Genomic DNA, 15,554 nt, shown 5'->3' with positions numbered 1-15,554 from the left:
CTACAAACATGACTGATCCGCATAGCGAACTGATCGACCACCTTCATCTGCGCGTGGCCGACCTTGAGGCCAGTCGTCGTTTCTATCGTGCGGCGCTTGCTGCCCTCGGCCGGACGTTCACCTCGCACAGCGACAGGCATTTTGCCTGCGATCCATTGTGGGTGGACACCGCCGACGGACAGGTCTCCAGGGTCCATTTTGCGTTTCGGGCCGCCGACCAGCAGGAGGTGGACCGCTTTTACGCAGCAGCCCTCGATGCGGGTGGAACAGACCATGGCGCGCCCGGCTATCGCGACTACCATCCCGGCTATTATGCAGCCTTCGTGCTCGACCCGGACGGCAATAATATCGAAGCCGTCTTCCATCGGCGCTAGATCCTTTCCGGCACCGGGCCTCTCGTTCTCTGAAGCCAAATCTCCTCGACCGCCCTTTGCGGGAACAAAGAGACCGGCTTGATGTTTTCGGGCAAGGAGGTGCAAATGCCGAAATTCTTCTTTCAGGTCATCGACCGTACGAGCCCGGAACCGACCGAACTTGCCCATGAGTTTCCAAGCCTCGAAGAAGCCAAGAAGGAGGCACGGCTGGCGCTTGCCGAAATGGCGTGCGAGGGCCTGCCGGAAGCTCCGCTCAACATGATCTCGGTCGAGCTTTTCGACGAAGACAGGGTTCCGATCGCGGAATTCCGGCTGCTGCTCGAGGAAATTCCCAAGATGGCGCAGGCGAGATCGGCTGACGGGCCTTGATCTGGCAGTGCCATTCGCCCCCCATTGTGACGGACAAGCCGCCCCGCCAGGACCCGTTGTCGGACAGGAGTTCCCGTGAATACAGCAAATCTTCAACTGGAAGGCATGGTGATGGCTGTTGCAGCGCTGTGCCAGGCGCTTGCCGAAAAGCAACTGCTCAGCCACGAGGCAATAGACGCGGCCCTGGCGCAGGCAAAAGACGCTGTCGAAGGCGATGACAGTCACCGTCTGTCGGAGGCCAACCAGAACGCGATCCTGTTTCCGATCCACCTTCTGCGTCTTGCCAACCAGGCGCACGAACGGGGGGAACGCTTCACCTTTGCCGACTATGCAGCACAGATCGGCAGGCTGACGTGATGTTTGACGGCTTCACGCTGGATTTCGTGCAAACGCAATACGGGTCGATCCGCGTCAGGCACGGGGGATCGGGTGATACGGTGCTGTTGCTGCTGCATGGTCATCCGCGCACCCACATGACATGGGGCGGCGTGGCGGACCTGCTTGCTCCCTCCGTCAGGCTCGTCTGCCCGGACCTGCCGGGTTTTGGGCGCTCCTACCTGCCTGCCGATGCACCTGACAGCCGTTTCTCCTCAAAGAAAGCCAAGGCCGAAGCGCTTGTCGACATGATGAACAGGCTTGGCCACGAACGCTTCGTGGTCGCCGGCCATGACCGCGGCAGCCTGACGGCCTTCCGGATGGCACTCGATCATCAAGACGCCGTCAGCAAGCTCATCATCATCGACGGGCTGCCGGTGCTCGAACATCTGGAGCGTGCCGACTGGTGCTTTGCCAGGGATTGGTATCACTGGTTCTTCTTTGCGCAGCCCGACAAGCCGGAACGCGCCATCAACGCTGATCCACTTGCATGGTACGATCAGGTCGTTCCCGATCGCATGGGACCCGCCGCATACCAAGACCTGGTCGCTGCCCTCTGCGACCCGGCGGTCGTCCATGGCATGATCGAGGATTATCGAGCCGGTCTTCGCATCGACCACGTGCATGAGCGCCAGGACCGCGACAGTAACCGTCTGGTGGAAGCACCGACCCTATGTCTGTGGTCGCTCAGGGACGACCTTGAACAGATCTACGGAAATCCGGTTGCCATCTGGCGCCGTTGGGCACGCCACGTGCATGGGTTTGGAATCGACAGCGGCCATCATGTCGCCGAGGAAAATCCGGCAGCTTTGGCACGCGCGATTGCCGATTTCATCGCCTGAGATCGCCGCGACGCGACCCAGGTCGCCGGTCTCAACCGGATCCCGGCATGACGGATTTGTCGTCATTTTCGGGCAGTGCTCCACTTCCCGGCGTCTTCGCCTCGTCTGTCAGAGCCTTCTTCGCATGCGGCCCGGCAGCAGGCAGCACGCCTTCAGATGGCTTGTCGAGGTCCGACCGAGCCTGTTCCACCGCCTCGCGCGCTTGCCTGTCTTGACCCATCGCCTGTCTCCGTTTGCGTCGATCTTTGGACCTGCATAACCTTCCTCCAGCCCGAATGGTTCCGGCAATCGGCACGTCGGGTGACGGATCGACAGCCGCGCATCAAGGTCAGGGCAGCCATGCAGACAAGCGCCATGGAAAGTCGTGACTTCGGCGCCATGTCCTGTTCAACTGCAGGGAGGCGGTATGCACGAGCAACGCGTTGTCGTCCTGATCGTCGATGACGAGATCATGGTGCGCATGGCATTGTCGACGGAGCTTCAGGACGCAGGTTTTACGACGATCGAGGCGATGAATGGCGCAGATGCACTCAAGCACCTGAACGAAGACAAAGATATCGATGTCGTGGTCTCCGACATCAGGATGCCGGGAGCGATCGACGGTTTTGCTCTTTCCAGAGCAGTTGTCCGGACGTGGCCAGACAAGAAAGTCGTGCTGATGTCGGGAGACCGCCCCTTACGGCCTGCCGATTTGCCAGGGGCCGTTCGTTACATCGCAAAGCCTTATGAGATCCGCCAGCTTGTCGCTCTGATCCGGACGCTCGTCTATGGCTACTCTGATTGACGAAGGCTCTACCCTCCTCATAGCGAAGAGGAGGGGACCAAACCGATCGGCCTTGGCTGCTGACCAAGCTCTGGCGCAAAACCCAAAGACGACCCCTGCAGGAGATCCCTGACTTCGTTTTCCTCCCACCCGGCAGAAACGGCAGAGGCGACAAGCGCGGCGTTCTTTTCGGTCTCGCCCGCCCCGCTGGTCTCGTCGAGACGCCGGCGGGCAACATCAAGACATTGCTTCAGGTTTGTCCTGCGCGAAGCTGCGTCGGGGCAAAAGGTCGGCGATGCAACATAGGTCGTGAATGTCATGGTCAATCCTCCTGATCAGTTGATCGATGAACGCGGCTTGGCGCGCACCGTTCCACGAATTCTCCTCAAGGCGCCGGCAAAGCAGGCATCGCCGTGCCAGTGGCCTTGTCGCCTGTATCCACCGAGCCGCCGGCCGACGAAGGCTGTCCATGACGTCCGGAACTTCGACGGATTGCCGGCGTTAAGCGGCCAACAGATGGAGAAAGACATGAGCCAATCCAAATCACCCGCCGTTCAAGCTTATGAACTCGACAAGGCCAACAGGCAGCACCGCGAAGCCACGGGCGAGCTCGACCAGGCGCTGGAAGATACGTTTCCAGCCTCCGATCCGGTATCGCACTCGATTACGTCGGTGGCCGGCGCGCCGCAAAAAAGCGACGCGGCCGAGCGCGAAACCTTTGTCGAGGGCGCGCGCGGCTTCATCAAGAAGAACCCAATCGCAGCTGTCGCCATGACTGCCGCGGTGGCATGGATCCTCGGCGCCACGCGCTGAAGTCCAAGCGCTGCCTCCGGCTGTTAACCCTCTCTTCACCATAAAAGGAGAGGAACAGCGGGCGGCTGTATCGATTTGGGACAACAGGCGTTCCCTTCCTGACTGAACAGAAAGGTGCGGGAATGGCAAAGGTCCTGATCGTCGAAGATGAAACACTGATCCGTTTTTCACTTGCCGACGCGTTGATCGACGCGGGTCATGTGGTGGTCGACTGTGGGAATGTGCTCGAGGCCGTGGCAGCACTCGCCAGGCATGACGATATCGCCGCGGTCGTGACCGATGTCGACATGCCGGGGGGCCTGAGCGGCCTCGATCTTGCCGCCCTCGTCAGAAAGACCAGGCCTTCGGTCCCGCTCATCGTGACCTCTGGACGCGTGATCGACCTCTCCGCCCTCGAAGGCGCCGCCTTTCTTGCAAAGCCTTATGATTTTGCAGCGCTTGCTCGAAGGCTAAGCGAACGTCTTGAACAAGGCGGGCAAAAGACAGGCTTGCGGCCTGCTCTTCCGGCGGCGCGCTACCGCGCCCTTTGACGCGCCAGCGCGTGGGCGCGGCCTTTCATTCCGGTCCCGGTGCTTGGTCCCCACGCGCATCATCTGAGGCGGCGCCAGGGAACAAGTAAAGCGCTTGAAGGTTCATCTCCGCAACYTTCAAACATCGTTCATGGACCGGACGCGCGGAGACAGACCGAGTGATGACGACAGCATCCCCTTCGACCGCTTCCCTTCACGTTTCGCGGATCTACTATGTCAACCCGCTTTTATTGTCTGGCCGGGATCGCTGGCTGGAGGTCTTCGATCACGCGGCCTTCCTCGGCTTCGACACCGTCCTGACGGCCCCTCCTTTTCGAAGGATGGCAGAGAGCCTGTTCTCAACCGTTGATTATGACGCCCTCGACCCGGCGCTCGCCCTTGAGGGGGGAGCTGAAGAGGCGCTTGCCGGGTTGGCCACAGAGGCTGAAAGCCGCGGGATCAGCTTCATGCTCGACCTTGCGATCGGCGCAGGCGTCGCAAACGACGATGCCCGCCTGCTATCCCTTGATCCGAGACGATCGCCTCTTATGCCGCTCGTTGGGTCGCCCCCATCCGGCGATGTCGAGGCATGGCAGGCGCGGCTTTTACGTCTGGCTGCTGCTGGAATCAGCGGCTACCGGGTTATCGGCCTCGACAGGCTCGCGGCCGGTCAATGGCAGCAGCTGATCGCAGGAGCAAGGGCCGCAAATGCGGCAACGCGTTTTCTTGCCTATACGCCCGGGACCGACTTTGGGCTGCGAAATGGCTTGCGGGAGTGCGGGTTCGACGCCACCTTCACCTCGCTTGCCTGGTGGGACTTGCGCGAAAGCTGGTTTATCGAGGAGTACCGGCTGCAGCATGGGCTCGCACCGCAGATCGCCTTTCCCGAGGCCCCCTTTGCCAGACGGCTTGCGCATGGCACCGAGAGCAGGGAGATCCGCGAGCGTCGCTCGCGCCGGGCGCTGCGACTGGCGGCGGAAATCGGCGATGGTCTTCTCGTGCCGATGGGATTCGAATTCGGTGCCGGGCTGCCGCTCGATCCAACGCATGGGCACGGCGAGGGGCTGCGCAGGCTAAGAGCCGAAGGCGCCTTCGACCTGACGAGCGCACTGCGTGAACTGATGGCGGTCCGTAGCAGCCAGGCGATGCAGCTCGTCAATTGCGATACCACGAGCCAGGTGAGCATCCTGTCGCAGGCCGATGCGGCTGATCTTCGCACCGCCGCCACGGTGAGACTGATCGCCGTCAACAGGGACCTTCGTCGATCGGCATTGCTTCCCGAAACGATCCTCAATCGCGCCGTCTCTCCATTCGTGCCGGTGGACCCTGGCGCCTCCGGCCAGCGCCTGGAGCCGGGCGAGGTGCGCCTGATACCAACGCGGGCGCGCGCCTCCGTCACGGCAGAGCAGGGAGATCTGCCGCTTGCGGAAGCGACGAGGTCAGCGCGCATCGCCATCGAAAAGATTGCCCCGCAGGTCGACGAGGGTCGCTTCCCTGTCAAGCGCATCGTCGGCGATACGATGGTCGTCGAAGCCGACATCTTTGCCGATGGGCATGACCTTCTGGCGGCAGCCCTTCTCCACCGTCCGCGTGGCGAGGTCGAATGGCGCCAGGAACGCATGACGCTTGCCGAAAACGATCGATGGCAGGCAAGCTTCGTGCTCGATCGGGTCGGCCGCTTCGAGTTCTGCGTCGAGGCGTGGAAAAATCCTTTCGCGATATTTCGCTACGAACTGGTCAAGAAACATGAAGCCAGGCTCGACCTGCGTCTGGAATTGATCGAAGGCGAGGCACTGATCCGCGCTGGCGCAGCCGATCCGGCCGCCGCGATGATTGCTGAGGAGCGGGCGGAGCTCGACGCGCTTATTGCCGAACTGGAGCGCCGGGAAGGCATGTCCAAGCTCGACATCCTGCTGGCGCCGCGCACCGCCGAACTCATGGCTCGCGCCGACCGGCGCCCGTTTGCCACGCGCAGCGGCACCTATGGCGTCGAATCGGAGCGGCGCGAGGCAGGATTTGCGAGCTGGTACCAGATCTTCCCGCGTTCACAGAGCGGAGACCCCAATCGTCACGGCACGTTCGAGGATGTGATCGCACGTCTGCCGGCCATTCGCGACATGGGGTTCGACGTCCTCTATTTCCCGCCCATCCATCCGATCGGCCGCACCAACCGCAAGGGCCGCAATAATTCGCTGAGCGCCGCACCGAGCGATCCAGGCAGTCCCTACGCCATCGGTTCGGAAGCCGGCGGCCATGACGCCATTCATCCCGAGCTCGGTGAGTTCGACGATTTCGAGCATCTGGTCGAGGAGGCGCGAAAGGCAGGTCTGGAGATCGCGCTCGATCTGGCAATCCAGGCCTCTCCCGATCATCCCTGGTTGAAAGAACATCCCGGCTGGTTCGACTGGCGGCCGGACGGCACCATCCGCTATGCCGAAAACCCGCCGAAGAAATACGAAGACATCGTCAATGTCGACTTCTACGCCAAGGATGCGATACCGGACCTATGGGTCGAACTGCGCGATATCGTCGAGATGTGGGTCGAAGAGGGCGTGCGGCTGTTTCGTGTCGACAATCCTCACACCAAACCTTTTCCATTCTGGGAGTGGCTGATCGGCGACATTCGCGCGCGCCATCCCGACGTCGTTTTCCTGTCGGAGGCCTTCACGCGGCCCAAGGTCATGTACCGGCTTGCCAAGATCGGCTTTTCGCAATCCTACACGTATTTTACCTGGCGCAACGAGCGCTGGGAACTCGAACAGTATATGAGCGAACTAACCACGAGCGAGGCGCGCGAATTCTTCCGGCCGCATTTCTTCGTCAACACCCATGACATAAACCCGGATTTTCTGCAGAACGCGCCGCGCCCGGCCTATCTCATCCGCGCCGCGCTCGCAGCCACCCTGTCGGGCCTCTGGGGCGTCTATAACGGTTTCGAGCTTTGCGAGGGACGGCCTGACGCCAAGCGCAAGGAATATGCCGACAGCGAAAAATACGAGATCCGCGCCTGGGACTACGATCGCCCGGGCAATATCAAAGCGGAAATCGCCATGCTCAACCGCATCCGCAGGGACAACGCCGCCTTGCATTCGCATCTCGGGCTGACGCTTCTGCCCTCGTCGAACAGGAACGTCATGTTCTTCGAAAAAGCCGACAGCGGGCGTCACAACGTCTTGCTGATCGCCGTCAATCTCAATCCGCACGGTATCGAGGAAAGCAACGTCGAGTTTCCGCTCTGGCGGTTCGGCCTCGGCGACGGCGCGACGCTCGCCTTCGAAGACCTCGTCAGCGGCCAGAATTTCAAGCGCAGCGGAAAGTGGCAGACGATCAGGCTGGACCCGGCCTCTTTGCCATTCGCCATATGGCGGGTCAGGGCAGGAGAGACCTGAAATGGACACAGCCTTCATCGAAGACAAGAAGACGATCGCCGACGACCTGCTCTGGTACAAGGACGCGATTATCTATCAACTGCACATCAAGTCCTTCTATGACGCCAATGGCGACGGCATCGGCGATTTCGAAGGCCTCTACCAGAAGCTCGACCATATTGCCGCGCTCGGCGTCACCGCCATCTGGCTTCTGCCCTTCTTTCCATCGCCGCGCCGCGACGACGGCTACGACATTGCCGACTACCGCAGCGTCAGCCCGGACTACGGCACCATCGAGGATTTCCGCAGGTTCGTCGCAGCCGCCCACGAGCGCAATATCAAGGTGATCATCGAGCTCGTCATCAATCACACGTCCGACCAGCATCCCTGGTTCCAGCGCGCCCGCCAGGCCCCTGCCGGTAGCCCCGAGCGCGATTTCTACGTCTGGTCCGACAATGACCAGAAGTTCCCGGAGACCCGTATCATCTTCCTTGATACCGAAAAGTCGAACTGGACCTTCGATGCCGTCGCCGGCGCCTATTACTGGCACCGCTTCTATTCCCACCAGCCCGATCTCAACTTCGACAATCCGAAGGTGATGGACGAGCTCATCGACATCATGCGATTCTGGCTGGAAACCGGCATTGACGGCTTCAGGCTCGATGCGATTCCCTATCTCGTCGAACGTGAGGGCACCAACAACGAGAACCTGCCGGAGACCCACGCGATCCTCAAGCAGATCCGTGCTGCCCTCGATGCCACCCATCCGGGCGTCATGCTGCTTGCCGAGGCCAATCAATGGCCGGAGGATACGCGCGAATATTTCGGTGACGGCGACGAATGCCACATGGCCTTCCACTTCCCGCTGATGCCGCGCATGTACATGGCCATCGCCAAGGAGGACCGTTTCCCGATCACCGACATCATGCGTCAGACGCCAGACATTCCCGACACCTGCCAATGGGCGATCTTCCTGAGAAACCATGACGAGCTGACGCTCGAAATGGTGACTGACGCCGAGCGTGACTATCTCTGGGAGACCTACGCCTCCGACAAGCGGGCGCGGATCAATCTCGGCATCCGCCGACGCCTGGCGCCACTGATGGAGCGCGACCGGCGGCGCATCGAACTGATGAACGGCCTGCTCCTGTCGATGCCCGGCACGCCTGTCGTCTATTACGGCGACGAGATCGGCATGGGCGACAACATCTATCTTGGCGATCGGGACGGGGTGCGCACGCCGATGCAATGGTCGCCCGACCGCAACGGCGGCTTTTCGCGGGCAGACCCGGCCCGCCTCGTCCTGCCGCCGGTCGCAGATCCGCTCTACGGTTTCGAAGCGCTCAATGTCGAGGCCCAGGTCGCCGATGCCCATTCGCTGTTGAACTGGACACGGCGCATGCTGGCGCTTCGCGGCCGGCACAGCGCCTTCGGGCGCGGTTCGCTGCGTTTCCTGGCGCCAAGCAACCGCCGCATCCTTGCTTACCTGCGCGAGCACGGCGACGAAGTCATACTGTGCGTTGCCAACCTGTCGCGCCTTCCCCAGGCCGTCGAACTCGATCTGTCGGCCTTCGAAGGCCGCATTCCGATCGAACTCACCGGCATGTCGCCCTTTCCGCCGATCGGCCAGCTCACTTATCTCCTGACCCTGCCGCCCTATGGCTTCTTCTGGTTCCAACTCAACAAGGAGGCCGACGGTCCGGCCTGGCGCACGGCCCCGCCCGAGCAGCTGGCCGACTTCGTGACGGTCGTCGTGCGGCGCAGCCTGAGCGAACTCGTCGAACAGCCCCAGCATGCTTCCATGCTCAGCCGCGACATCCTGCCGGCCTACCTGTCGAAGCGGCGCTGGTTCGGCGCCAAGGATCAGCCGCTTCAGGAAGCCCGCCTGATATCTGCGACACCCATACCCTTTGCCGAAGGGGTCGTTCTTGGCGAGCTCGAGGCGGTCCTTCCCGACCATGTCGAAAGCTACCAGCTGCCGCTTGCCGCCGAATGGGACGACACGCCGCCGAACGTGCTCGGCCAGCAGCTGTCGCTTGCGCGCATCAGGCAGGGGCGCCGCGTCGGCTTCCTCACCGATGGTTTTGCCGTCGAGACAATGGCGCGCGGCATCCTGCGCGGCCTGCGCGACCGCTCGGTCGTCAGCGGCCGCACGGGCCAGATCGAGTTCATCGGCACCGACCAGCTCGACGGCCTGGCTCTATCCGACGACATGCCGATCCACTGGCTCTCGGCAGAGCAATCCAACAGCTCGCTGATCGTCGGCGACGCGGCGATGATCAAGCTTATCCGGCACATATTCATCGGCATTCATCCCGAAGTCGAAATGACCCGCTATCTGACGCAGCACGGCTATCAGCATACCGCGCCATTGCTGGGCGAGGTGGTACGCACCGATGGCGAGGGCCGGCGTTCGACCCTGATCATCGTCCAGGGCGCCATCCGCAACCAGGGGGACGCCTGGAACTGGATGCTTTCCAATCTCAGGCGTGTCGCCGATGAGATCGTCATGACGGAAGCCCCCGTCGAGGCCGCTGACGAGGAGCTGCGACCGCTGCTCAATTTCGTTTCCATGGTCGGGGAGCGTCTGGGCGAACTGCATGTCCTGCTTGCCCAGCCATCAAAAGACGAGGCCTTTTCACCGCGCCGGGCAGGTGCGGCAGATGTCGAAACCATTCGCAAATCCGTTACCGGCGAAATCGCCTATGCCTTCTCCAAGCTTGCCGATCTTGGCGCGGAGGTGGACGAGGGCATGGCGGCAAGGGTCGCATCGCTTCTTGAACAACAGGAGGCAATCGTTGCGCAGGCAGGCACGCTTGCCGAGGGAGCGAGGGGAACCTTGCTCACCCGCGCGCACGGCGATTTCCATCTCGGCCAGATACTGGTGACGGAAGGCGACGCCGTCATCATCGATTTCGAAGGAGAACCTGCCCGCAATCTTGCCGAACGGCGGGCCAAGACCAGTCCGCTGCGCGATGCGGCCGGGCTCTTGCGTTCGCTCGATTACCTGACGGCGACCGCCATGCTCGAAAATGACGCGATCTCCGATCATCACGACACCCGCCGGCGCGAAGTCATCACCCGCTTCGGCGCGACAGCCGAAGAGGTCTTTCTCAAGGCCTATAGCGAGGCACTGTCGCTGTCTGCGGACCTGCCCAGCTCGGCCGGCGACATCAGGAAGGTCCTCGACATTTTCCTGCTTGAGAAGGCGGCCTACGAGATCGCCTACGAAGCGCGCAATCGTCCCAAATGGCTACCGATCCCGCTGAACGGTTTTGCCAATATCCTGACCCGCCTCTCGGAGAGCCGCTCATGACGACAGACTTCGCCGACATCTTCTTCGGTGTGGAGCCGGATGCGGTCCAGGCCCTCATCGAGGGACGCCATGGCGATCCGTTTTCCATCCTTGGCCCGCATCGGTGCGCGGACGGCCGCTATAGTGTCCGGCTGTTCCTGCCCGGCGCGTCCTCCGTCGAGCTCGTTGCGCGCGAGACCGGTCTGCATCTGGCGTCTGCCGAGCTCGTCCATCCGGCCGGCCTGTTTGGCGCAATCGTCCCGGAGCCTTCTTCCTACGGTCTGCGGGTGCGCTGGCCCGACGCGCTCCAGCTGACCGACGACCCCTACAGGTTCGGCCCCTTGCTCGGCGACCTCGATCTCCACCTCGTCGGCGAAGGCACGCATTACAACCTGACACGCGCGCTCGGCGCCAATCCGATGACGATCGACGATATTGCAGGCGTGCGTTTTGCCGTATGGGCGCCGAATGCCAAGCGCGTCTCCGTGGTCGGCGACTTCAACAGCTGGGATGGTCGGCGCAATCCGATGCGATTGCGGCCCCAGGCCGGGGTCTGGGAAATCTTCATCCCGCATTTGACCGTCGGCGAGCGCTACAAGTTCGAAATCCTCGATCAGCACGGCAATCTTCTGCCTCAGAAGGCCGATCCGGTGGCAAGGGCGGCCGAGCCGGCACCATCGACGGCCTCCGTGGTCGCCTCCACCGATCCCTTCGACTGGTCCGACGCGGCCTGGATGGAGGGACGGCGCGCCGTCGACAAACAAGCCGAGGCGATCAGCGTCTACGAGGTGCATGCCGGCTCTTGGCTGCGTGACATGGGCGATGGCGCGCGCATGCTGAACTGGGTCGAGCTGTCGCAGCGGCTCGTTCCCTATGTGCGCGACATGGGCTTCACCCATATTGAGCTCCTGCCGATCATGGAGCACCCCTTCGGCGGGTCCTGGGGCTATCAACCACTTGGCCTGTTTGCGCCGACCGGCCGCCACGGCACCCCGGAAGATTTTGCCTATTTTGTCGACCGCTGCCATGGCGCCGGGATCGGCGTCATTCTCGACTGGGTCCCGGCCCATTTTCCGACCGACGCTTGGGGACTGGCACGGTTCGACGGAACCGCCCTTTACGAGCATGAAGATCCGCGCGAAGGTTTCCACCAGGACTGGAACACGCTGATCTACAATCTCGGCCGCAACGAGGTCAAAGGCTTCCTGATCGCGAGCGCCCTGGAGTGGCTCGAGCACTATCACATCGACGGACTGCGCGTGGATGCGGTCGCCTCCATGCTCTACCGCGACTATAGCCGGGCCGAGGGTCAATGGATTCCCAATCGTTACGGCGGGCGCGAAAACCTCGAGGCGATCGAGTTCTTCAAGCATCTCAACAGCATCGTGCACGAACGATTTCCCCATGCGCTGATGATAGCGGAGGAATCGACGGCCTTCCCCAACATTACCCGGTCGCCGGGCGAAGGCGGGCTCGGCTTCGACATGAAATGGAACATGGGCTGGATGCATGACACGCTTCATTACATGTCTGACGATCCCGTCTATCGCCAATATCACCATGGCTCGATGACATTCGGGATGATCTATGCCTATAGCGAGCATTTCATCCTTCCATTTTCCCACGACGAGGTCGTTCACGGCAAAGGATCGCTGCTCGCCAAGATGCCGGGCGACGCCTGGCAGAAAATGGCCAATCTGCGCGCGCTCTTCGGTTTCATGTGGGGCCATCCCGGCAAGAAGCTCATCTTCATGGGATGTGAGCTCGGCCAGATATCGGAATGGAGCCACGACGCGTCGGTAGAATGGGATCTGATCGATGACCCGATCCATGCCGGCCTGCAACGGCTGGTGCGCGACCTCAACCGCATCTACGGCCATTTCGCCTGCCTGCACTATGGCGACAGCGAGCCCTCCGGTTTCGAATGGGCCGTCGCCGACGACGCCCATAATTCGGTTCTTGCCATGCTGCGCTATGACCGCGAGCGCCGCCAGACAGCCCTCGTCGTGTCGAACTTCACGCCGGTTGCCCGCATGGATTACCGGCTCGGCGTCCCCTTTGCCGGCCATTGGCGAAAGATCCTCGATACGGATGCATCGATCTATGCGGGCACCGGCACGGGCAGCGGCGACCGCCACAGCGAAGAGATCGGCGCACACGGGCGCAACCAGTCGGTCCGCCTTGATCTACCGGGACTGTCGACGATGATCTTTCTGCATGAGGAGACCCCCGGGGGCCAGGCGCCTGGTTGAACAGGCCCGGGAACACCGTCGTTGCGGCTGCGGGCCGCCTGAGGCATCGGGTTTTCCAGCGTTGACGCTTCAGCCTTGATGGGAAAGCCGATGCTGGATCTCTTCGGCATGCGGAACCAGAAGCTGCAACGATAGTTCAATGGGTACAATTGCCGAAGCTCGTCAGGCAGTGTGGGAGAGGCATATGGCGCCAAGTCAGACACAGATTTCGAACCGCATGTTGACCGCGCTCGAGCCGCAGGACTTCGCGCTCCTGGCCCCGCACCTGGAGCGGGTCGATCTGCCGGCGCAATTCTGCATCGCCGAGCCGCGCAAGAAGCTCGATCACGTCTATTTTCTCGAAACGGGTATCGGTGCGGTGATGACGGTCTCCACCAACGGCCAGACCGCCGAAGCAGGAATGTTCGGCTGGGAGGGCTTCGTACCGACGGCCACCATCGTCGGTGACGACGAAGTTCCCTACAGGGTCGAGATCAACGTCGCCGGCTCCGGGTACCGGGTGCCGATCGAGGCGATGCGTCAGGCGACCATGCAGAGTACCTCTTTCCAGGTGCCGCTCATCAAATACATGCATGTCTTTGCCACGCAGGTTGCCTATACCGCACTCGCCAATATCCGCTATCTGCTCGATCAGCGCCTCGCGCGCTGGATCCTGATGTGTCACGATCGCCTTCGCAGCGACGAGATGGCGATCACCCATGACTATATTGCCTTGATGCTCGGAGCCCGCAGACCCGGCGTCACCACCTCTCTTCACGTTCTGGAAGGACATCGTCTGATCCGTTCGGTGCGCGGATCGATCGTCGTCCTCAACCGCGCCGGCCTCGAAAAATTCGCAGCCGGCTCCTACGGGGTTCCGGAGGAGGAATTCGAACGGCTCATCGGAGGCCGCTGAAGCACGACGTCATGAGCGCGCAGGAAGCAACAGACAGTATTTGATGGTGACGCATGCGATATTATTTCAACATTCGTGACGGCAAGGACCTGATCCTGGATCCCGACGGGAGTGATTGCGCCACTCTGGCGATCGCCATCGAGGAGGCCAAGGCCCATGCGCGAGAGCTCATGGCGGAACGCCTGAGGTCCGGCAAGGAGCTCGACGGGCAGGCTTTCGAGATCGTCGATGTCGCCGGCGCGCTGGCTGCCGTCGTTCGTTTCAAGGATGCCCTGCCGTCATGAGCTGCTATGCTGCCGCACCCGCAGCCGACCCAAGCCAAATTGGATCATCCCGGCCTGGTTGCAATCCTTCGCGCACTGGCAATGCAACAGCGACCTCCTAATTTCAGGCCGATGATGGACCAGCGCGCGCAGCAGACCAGGAATTTTGACTTCGACGGTTGGCGATTTGCCGCCGGCCTTGGCCGCGGCTTTGCCGGGGCATTGATCTTTGCCTTGCCGATGTTCATGACGATGGAAATGTGGGAGCTTGGCTTTTCCATGGATCGAGGCCGGCTGCTGCTCTTGCTGATCGTCAACATCCCGCTTCTGGTCCTCCTGTCGAACGAGGTAGGCTTCGAAGCCACCTACACATGGGGCGACGCTTTGCGCGATGCGGCAATCGCCTACGCGATCGGCATTGTCTCTTCTGCAACTATCCTTGCTGCAGTCGGCGTCCTGCAATTTGATCAACCCTTCATCGAGATCGTCGGAAAGATCGCCGTGCAGGCCGTCCCGGCCAGCATCGGCGCGCTGCTTGCCCGCAGCCAGCTGAACGGCGACAGCGACGAAGATGACGAGGACGACGAGGATCCGGTGCAAAATGGTCCGCGCGACTACGCGCGCGAGATGTTCCTGATGGCGATCGGGGCGCTGTTTCTCGGGCTGAATGTCGCCCCGACAGAGGAGATGATCCTGCTCTCCTACAAGATGACGCCATCGCATGTCCTTGCAGTCCTGGTCATGTCTCTGATCGTGATGCATGGCTTCGTCTATGCCGTCTCGTTCAAGGGCGGGCACGAGATCGGCGAGGATGTCGCCGCCTGGCATATGGTCATCCGTTTCACGTTGCCCGGATATGTCATCGCCCTTCTCGTCAGCGCCTACGCGCTGTGGACCTTCGAGCAGTTCGGCGATTCTTCCCCCTGGCCGGTGCTTGCGACCGTCATCGTCCTCGGCCTGCCCTGTTCCATTGGCGCGGCTGCCGCGCGGCTGATATTGTGAGGGTGCGTGTGAGCGATAAACCGAACAAGGCCAGAAACAGATCCCATCCCGTCGAATGGGTTGTCGGGTTGACGAGCACGGTGCTCGTCGCCGCCCTGATTGCGTCTGTGGCCTATCAGGCAGCCAGCTATTCAAGCCTGCCGCCCCGCCTGACCGTCAAAAGGATCGATGCTCCCACGGCAGACCACCAGGTGCGCTTCGAGATCAGGAACCATGCCGACAGGACAGCCGCCTCGGTCCTCGTCCATGGCGAGGCGAGGAAGCCCGACGGTAGCGCCGAAGTTGCCGAGACCACCTTCGACTATGTGCCAGGCCGCTCGCGCACCACAGGCGCCCTGATCTTTTCGACCGACGTCACCGATGCCGACGTGACGATCCGGCCGGCCGGCTACATGGATCCCTAAGAAGACGCCACAATGGCAGCAGAAAGGGTC

16 protein-coding genes are annotated in these 15,554 nt (G+C 61.8%); 14 read left to right on the top strand and 2 right to left on the bottom strand.

The window, feature by feature from the left end:
• Window positions 1-8 precede the first annotated feature (8 nt).
• The 4 genes from AC1DF8_RS22575 (at window position 9) to AC1DF8_RS22560 (ending at window position 1,960) form a co-directional block, all read left to right on the top strand.
• A complete protein-coding gene (locus tag AC1DF8_RS22575; RefSeq protein ID WP_112543719.1) occupies window positions 9-374 on the top strand; it encodes a VOC family protein in 366 nt (121 codons plus the stop codon).
• A 105-nt stretch (window positions 375-479) separates the two neighbouring features.
• A complete protein-coding gene (locus tag AC1DF8_RS22570; RefSeq protein WP_112543823.1) occupies window positions 480-743 on the top strand; it encodes a DUF6894 family protein in 264 nt (87 codons plus the stop codon).
• Between the two features lie 75 nt (window positions 744-818).
• Window positions 819-1,100: a hypothetical protein gene (locus AC1DF8_RS22565; protein ID WP_113207843.1), complete on the top strand. Its 282-nt coding sequence runs from the start codon at window positions 819-821 to the stop codon at window positions 1,098-1,100.
• The gene (locus tag AC1DF8_RS22560) at window positions 1,100-1,960 is read left to right on the top strand and encodes an alpha/beta fold hydrolase (RefSeq protein WP_113207844.1); all 861 of its coding nucleotides are present in this window, start codon (window positions 1,100-1,102) and stop codon (window positions 1,958-1,960) included. The genes AC1DF8_RS22565 and AC1DF8_RS22560 overlap by 1 nt, the downstream gene beginning before the upstream one ends.
• 31 nt (window positions 1,961-1,991) lie before the next feature.
• Here the strand turns inward: AC1DF8_RS22560 and AC1DF8_RS22555 are convergent, their stop codons facing one another.
• Window positions 1,992-2,180, bottom strand: a complete 189-nt coding sequence (locus AC1DF8_RS22555) for a hypothetical protein (RefSeq protein WP_113207845.1) — start codon at window positions 2,178-2,180, stop codon at window positions 1,992-1,994.
• A gap of 186 nt (window positions 2,181-2,366) precedes the next feature.
• Between AC1DF8_RS22555 and AC1DF8_RS22550 the strand changes: the two genes are divergently transcribed.
• Window positions 2,367-2,744 carry a response regulator gene (locus tag AC1DF8_RS22550; protein ID WP_113207846.1) on the top strand — a complete coding sequence of 126 codons (378 nt, stop codon included), beginning with the start codon at window positions 2,367-2,369 and terminating at the stop codon, window positions 2,742-2,744.
• A gap of 17 nt (window positions 2,745-2,761) precedes the next feature.
• On the opposite strand, the gene AC1DF8_RS22545 is transcribed toward AC1DF8_RS22550, so the two are convergent.
• The gene (locus tag AC1DF8_RS22545; protein WP_478155070.1) at window positions 2,762-3,043 is read right to left on the bottom strand and encodes a hypothetical protein; all 282 of its coding nucleotides are present in this window, start codon (window positions 3,041-3,043) and stop codon (window positions 2,762-2,764) included.
• Here AC1DF8_RS22545 and AC1DF8_RS22540 point away from each other — a divergent pair.
• From AC1DF8_RS22540 to AC1DF8_RS22500, 9 genes are all read left to right on the top strand, one after another.
• Entirely contained in the window at window positions 3,042-3,536 is a 495-nt protein-coding gene (locus AC1DF8_RS22540) for a hypothetical protein (RefSeq protein ID WP_113207848.1), read from the top strand. The genes AC1DF8_RS22545 and AC1DF8_RS22540 overlap by 2 nt on opposite strands.
• 122 nt (window positions 3,537-3,658) lie before the next feature.
• Window positions 3,659-4,066 carry a response regulator gene (locus AC1DF8_RS22535; protein WP_113207849.1) on the top strand — a complete coding sequence of 136 codons (408 nt, stop codon included), beginning with the start codon at window positions 3,659-3,661 and terminating at the stop codon, window positions 4,064-4,066.
• A 161-nt stretch (window positions 4,067-4,227) separates the two neighbouring features.
• A complete protein-coding gene (locus AC1DF8_RS22530) occupies window positions 4,228-7,434 on the top strand; it encodes a maltotransferase domain-containing protein (RefSeq protein WP_113207850.1) in 3,207 nt (1,068 codons plus the stop codon).
• 1 nt (window position 7,435) lies between these two features.
• Window positions 7,436-10,729, top strand: a complete 3,294-nt coding sequence (treS, locus tag AC1DF8_RS22525; protein ID WP_478155067.1) for a maltose alpha-D-glucosyltransferase — start codon at window positions 7,436-7,438, stop codon at window positions 10,727-10,729.
• Window positions 10,726-12,960, top strand: coding sequence for a 1,4-alpha-glucan branching protein GlgB (gene glgB, locus AC1DF8_RS22520; protein ID WP_113207852.1), 2,235 nt, complete (start codon window positions 10,726-10,728; stop codon window positions 12,958-12,960). Before treS ends, glgB begins: the two co-directional genes overlap by 4 nt.
• Window positions 12,961-13,144: 184 nt before the next feature.
• On the top strand, window positions 13,145-13,855 hold the full coding sequence (locus AC1DF8_RS22515) for a Crp/Fnr family transcriptional regulator (protein ID WP_113207853.1): 711 nt from the start codon (window positions 13,145-13,147) through the stop codon (window positions 13,853-13,855).
• Between the two features lie 53 nt (window positions 13,856-13,908).
• Window positions 13,909-14,139 (top strand): DUF6894 family protein, encoded by a 231-nt coding sequence (locus AC1DF8_RS22510; RefSeq protein WP_113207854.1) that lies wholly within the window; start codon window positions 13,909-13,911, stop codon window positions 14,137-14,139.
• Window positions 14,140-14,250: 111 nt separating this feature from the next.
• Window positions 14,251-15,120 carry a TIGR02587 family membrane protein gene (locus AC1DF8_RS22505; protein ID WP_113207927.1) on the top strand — a complete coding sequence of 290 codons (870 nt, stop codon included), beginning with the start codon at window positions 14,251-14,253 and terminating at the stop codon, window positions 15,118-15,120.
• A gap of 8 nt (window positions 15,121-15,128) precedes the next feature.
• Window positions 15,129-15,524, top strand: a complete 396-nt coding sequence (locus tag AC1DF8_RS22500; RefSeq protein WP_113207855.1) for a hypothetical protein — start codon at window positions 15,129-15,131, stop codon at window positions 15,522-15,524.
• The last annotated feature ends 30 nt before the right edge of the window (window positions 15,525-15,554 follow it).

The organism is Rhizobium sp. 05N49 (genome assembly GCF_056396805.1).
This window is presented reverse-complemented; position numbering and strand designations above follow the sequence as displayed.

Coding starts and splice junctions, on each gene's coding strand:
- AC1DF8_RS22575 (WP_112543719.1), top strand. CDS start 9: ATGACTGATCCGCATAGCGAACTGATCGACCACCTTCATCTGCGCGTG.
- AC1DF8_RS22570 (WP_112543823.1), top strand. CDS start 480: ATGCCGAAATTCTTCTTTCAGGTCATCGACCGTACGAGCCCGGAACCG.
- AC1DF8_RS22560 (WP_113207844.1), top strand. CDS start 1,100: ATGTTTGACGGCTTCACGCTGGATTTCGTGCAAACGCAATACGGGTCG.
- AC1DF8_RS22555 (WP_113207845.1), bottom strand. CDS start 2,180: ATGGGTCAAGACAGGCAAGCGCGCGAGGCGGTGGAACAGGCTCGGTCG.
- AC1DF8_RS22550 (WP_113207846.1), top strand. CDS start 2,367: ATGCACGAGCAACGCGTTGTCGTCCTGATCGTCGATGACGAGATCATG.
- AC1DF8_RS22540 (WP_113207848.1), top strand. CDS start 3,042: ATGGTCAATCCTCCTGATCAGTTGATCGATGAACGCGGCTTGGCGCGC.
- AC1DF8_RS22545 (WP_478155070.1), bottom strand. CDS start 3,043: ATGACATTCACGACCTATGTTGCATCGCCGACCTTTTGCCCCGACGCA.
- AC1DF8_RS22535 (WP_113207849.1), top strand. CDS start 3,659: ATGGCAAAGGTCCTGATCGTCGAAGATGAAACACTGATCCGTTTTTCA.
- AC1DF8_RS22530 (WP_113207850.1), top strand. CDS start 4,228: ATGACGACAGCATCCCCTTCGACCGCTTCCCTTCACGTTTCGCGGATC.
- treS (WP_478155067.1), top strand. CDS start 7,436: ATGGACACAGCCTTCATCGAAGACAAGAAGACGATCGCCGACGACCTG.
- glgB (WP_113207852.1), top strand. CDS start 10,726: ATGACGACAGACTTCGCCGACATCTTCTTCGGTGTGGAGCCGGATGCG.
- AC1DF8_RS22515 (WP_113207853.1), top strand. CDS start 13,145: ATGGCGCCAAGTCAGACACAGATTTCGAACCGCATGTTGACCGCGCTC.
- AC1DF8_RS22510 (WP_113207854.1), top strand. CDS start 13,909: ATGCGATATTATTTCAACATTCGTGACGGCAAGGACCTGATCCTGGAT.
- AC1DF8_RS22505 (WP_113207927.1), top strand. CDS start 14,251: ATGATGGACCAGCGCGCGCAGCAGACCAGGAATTTTGACTTCGACGGT.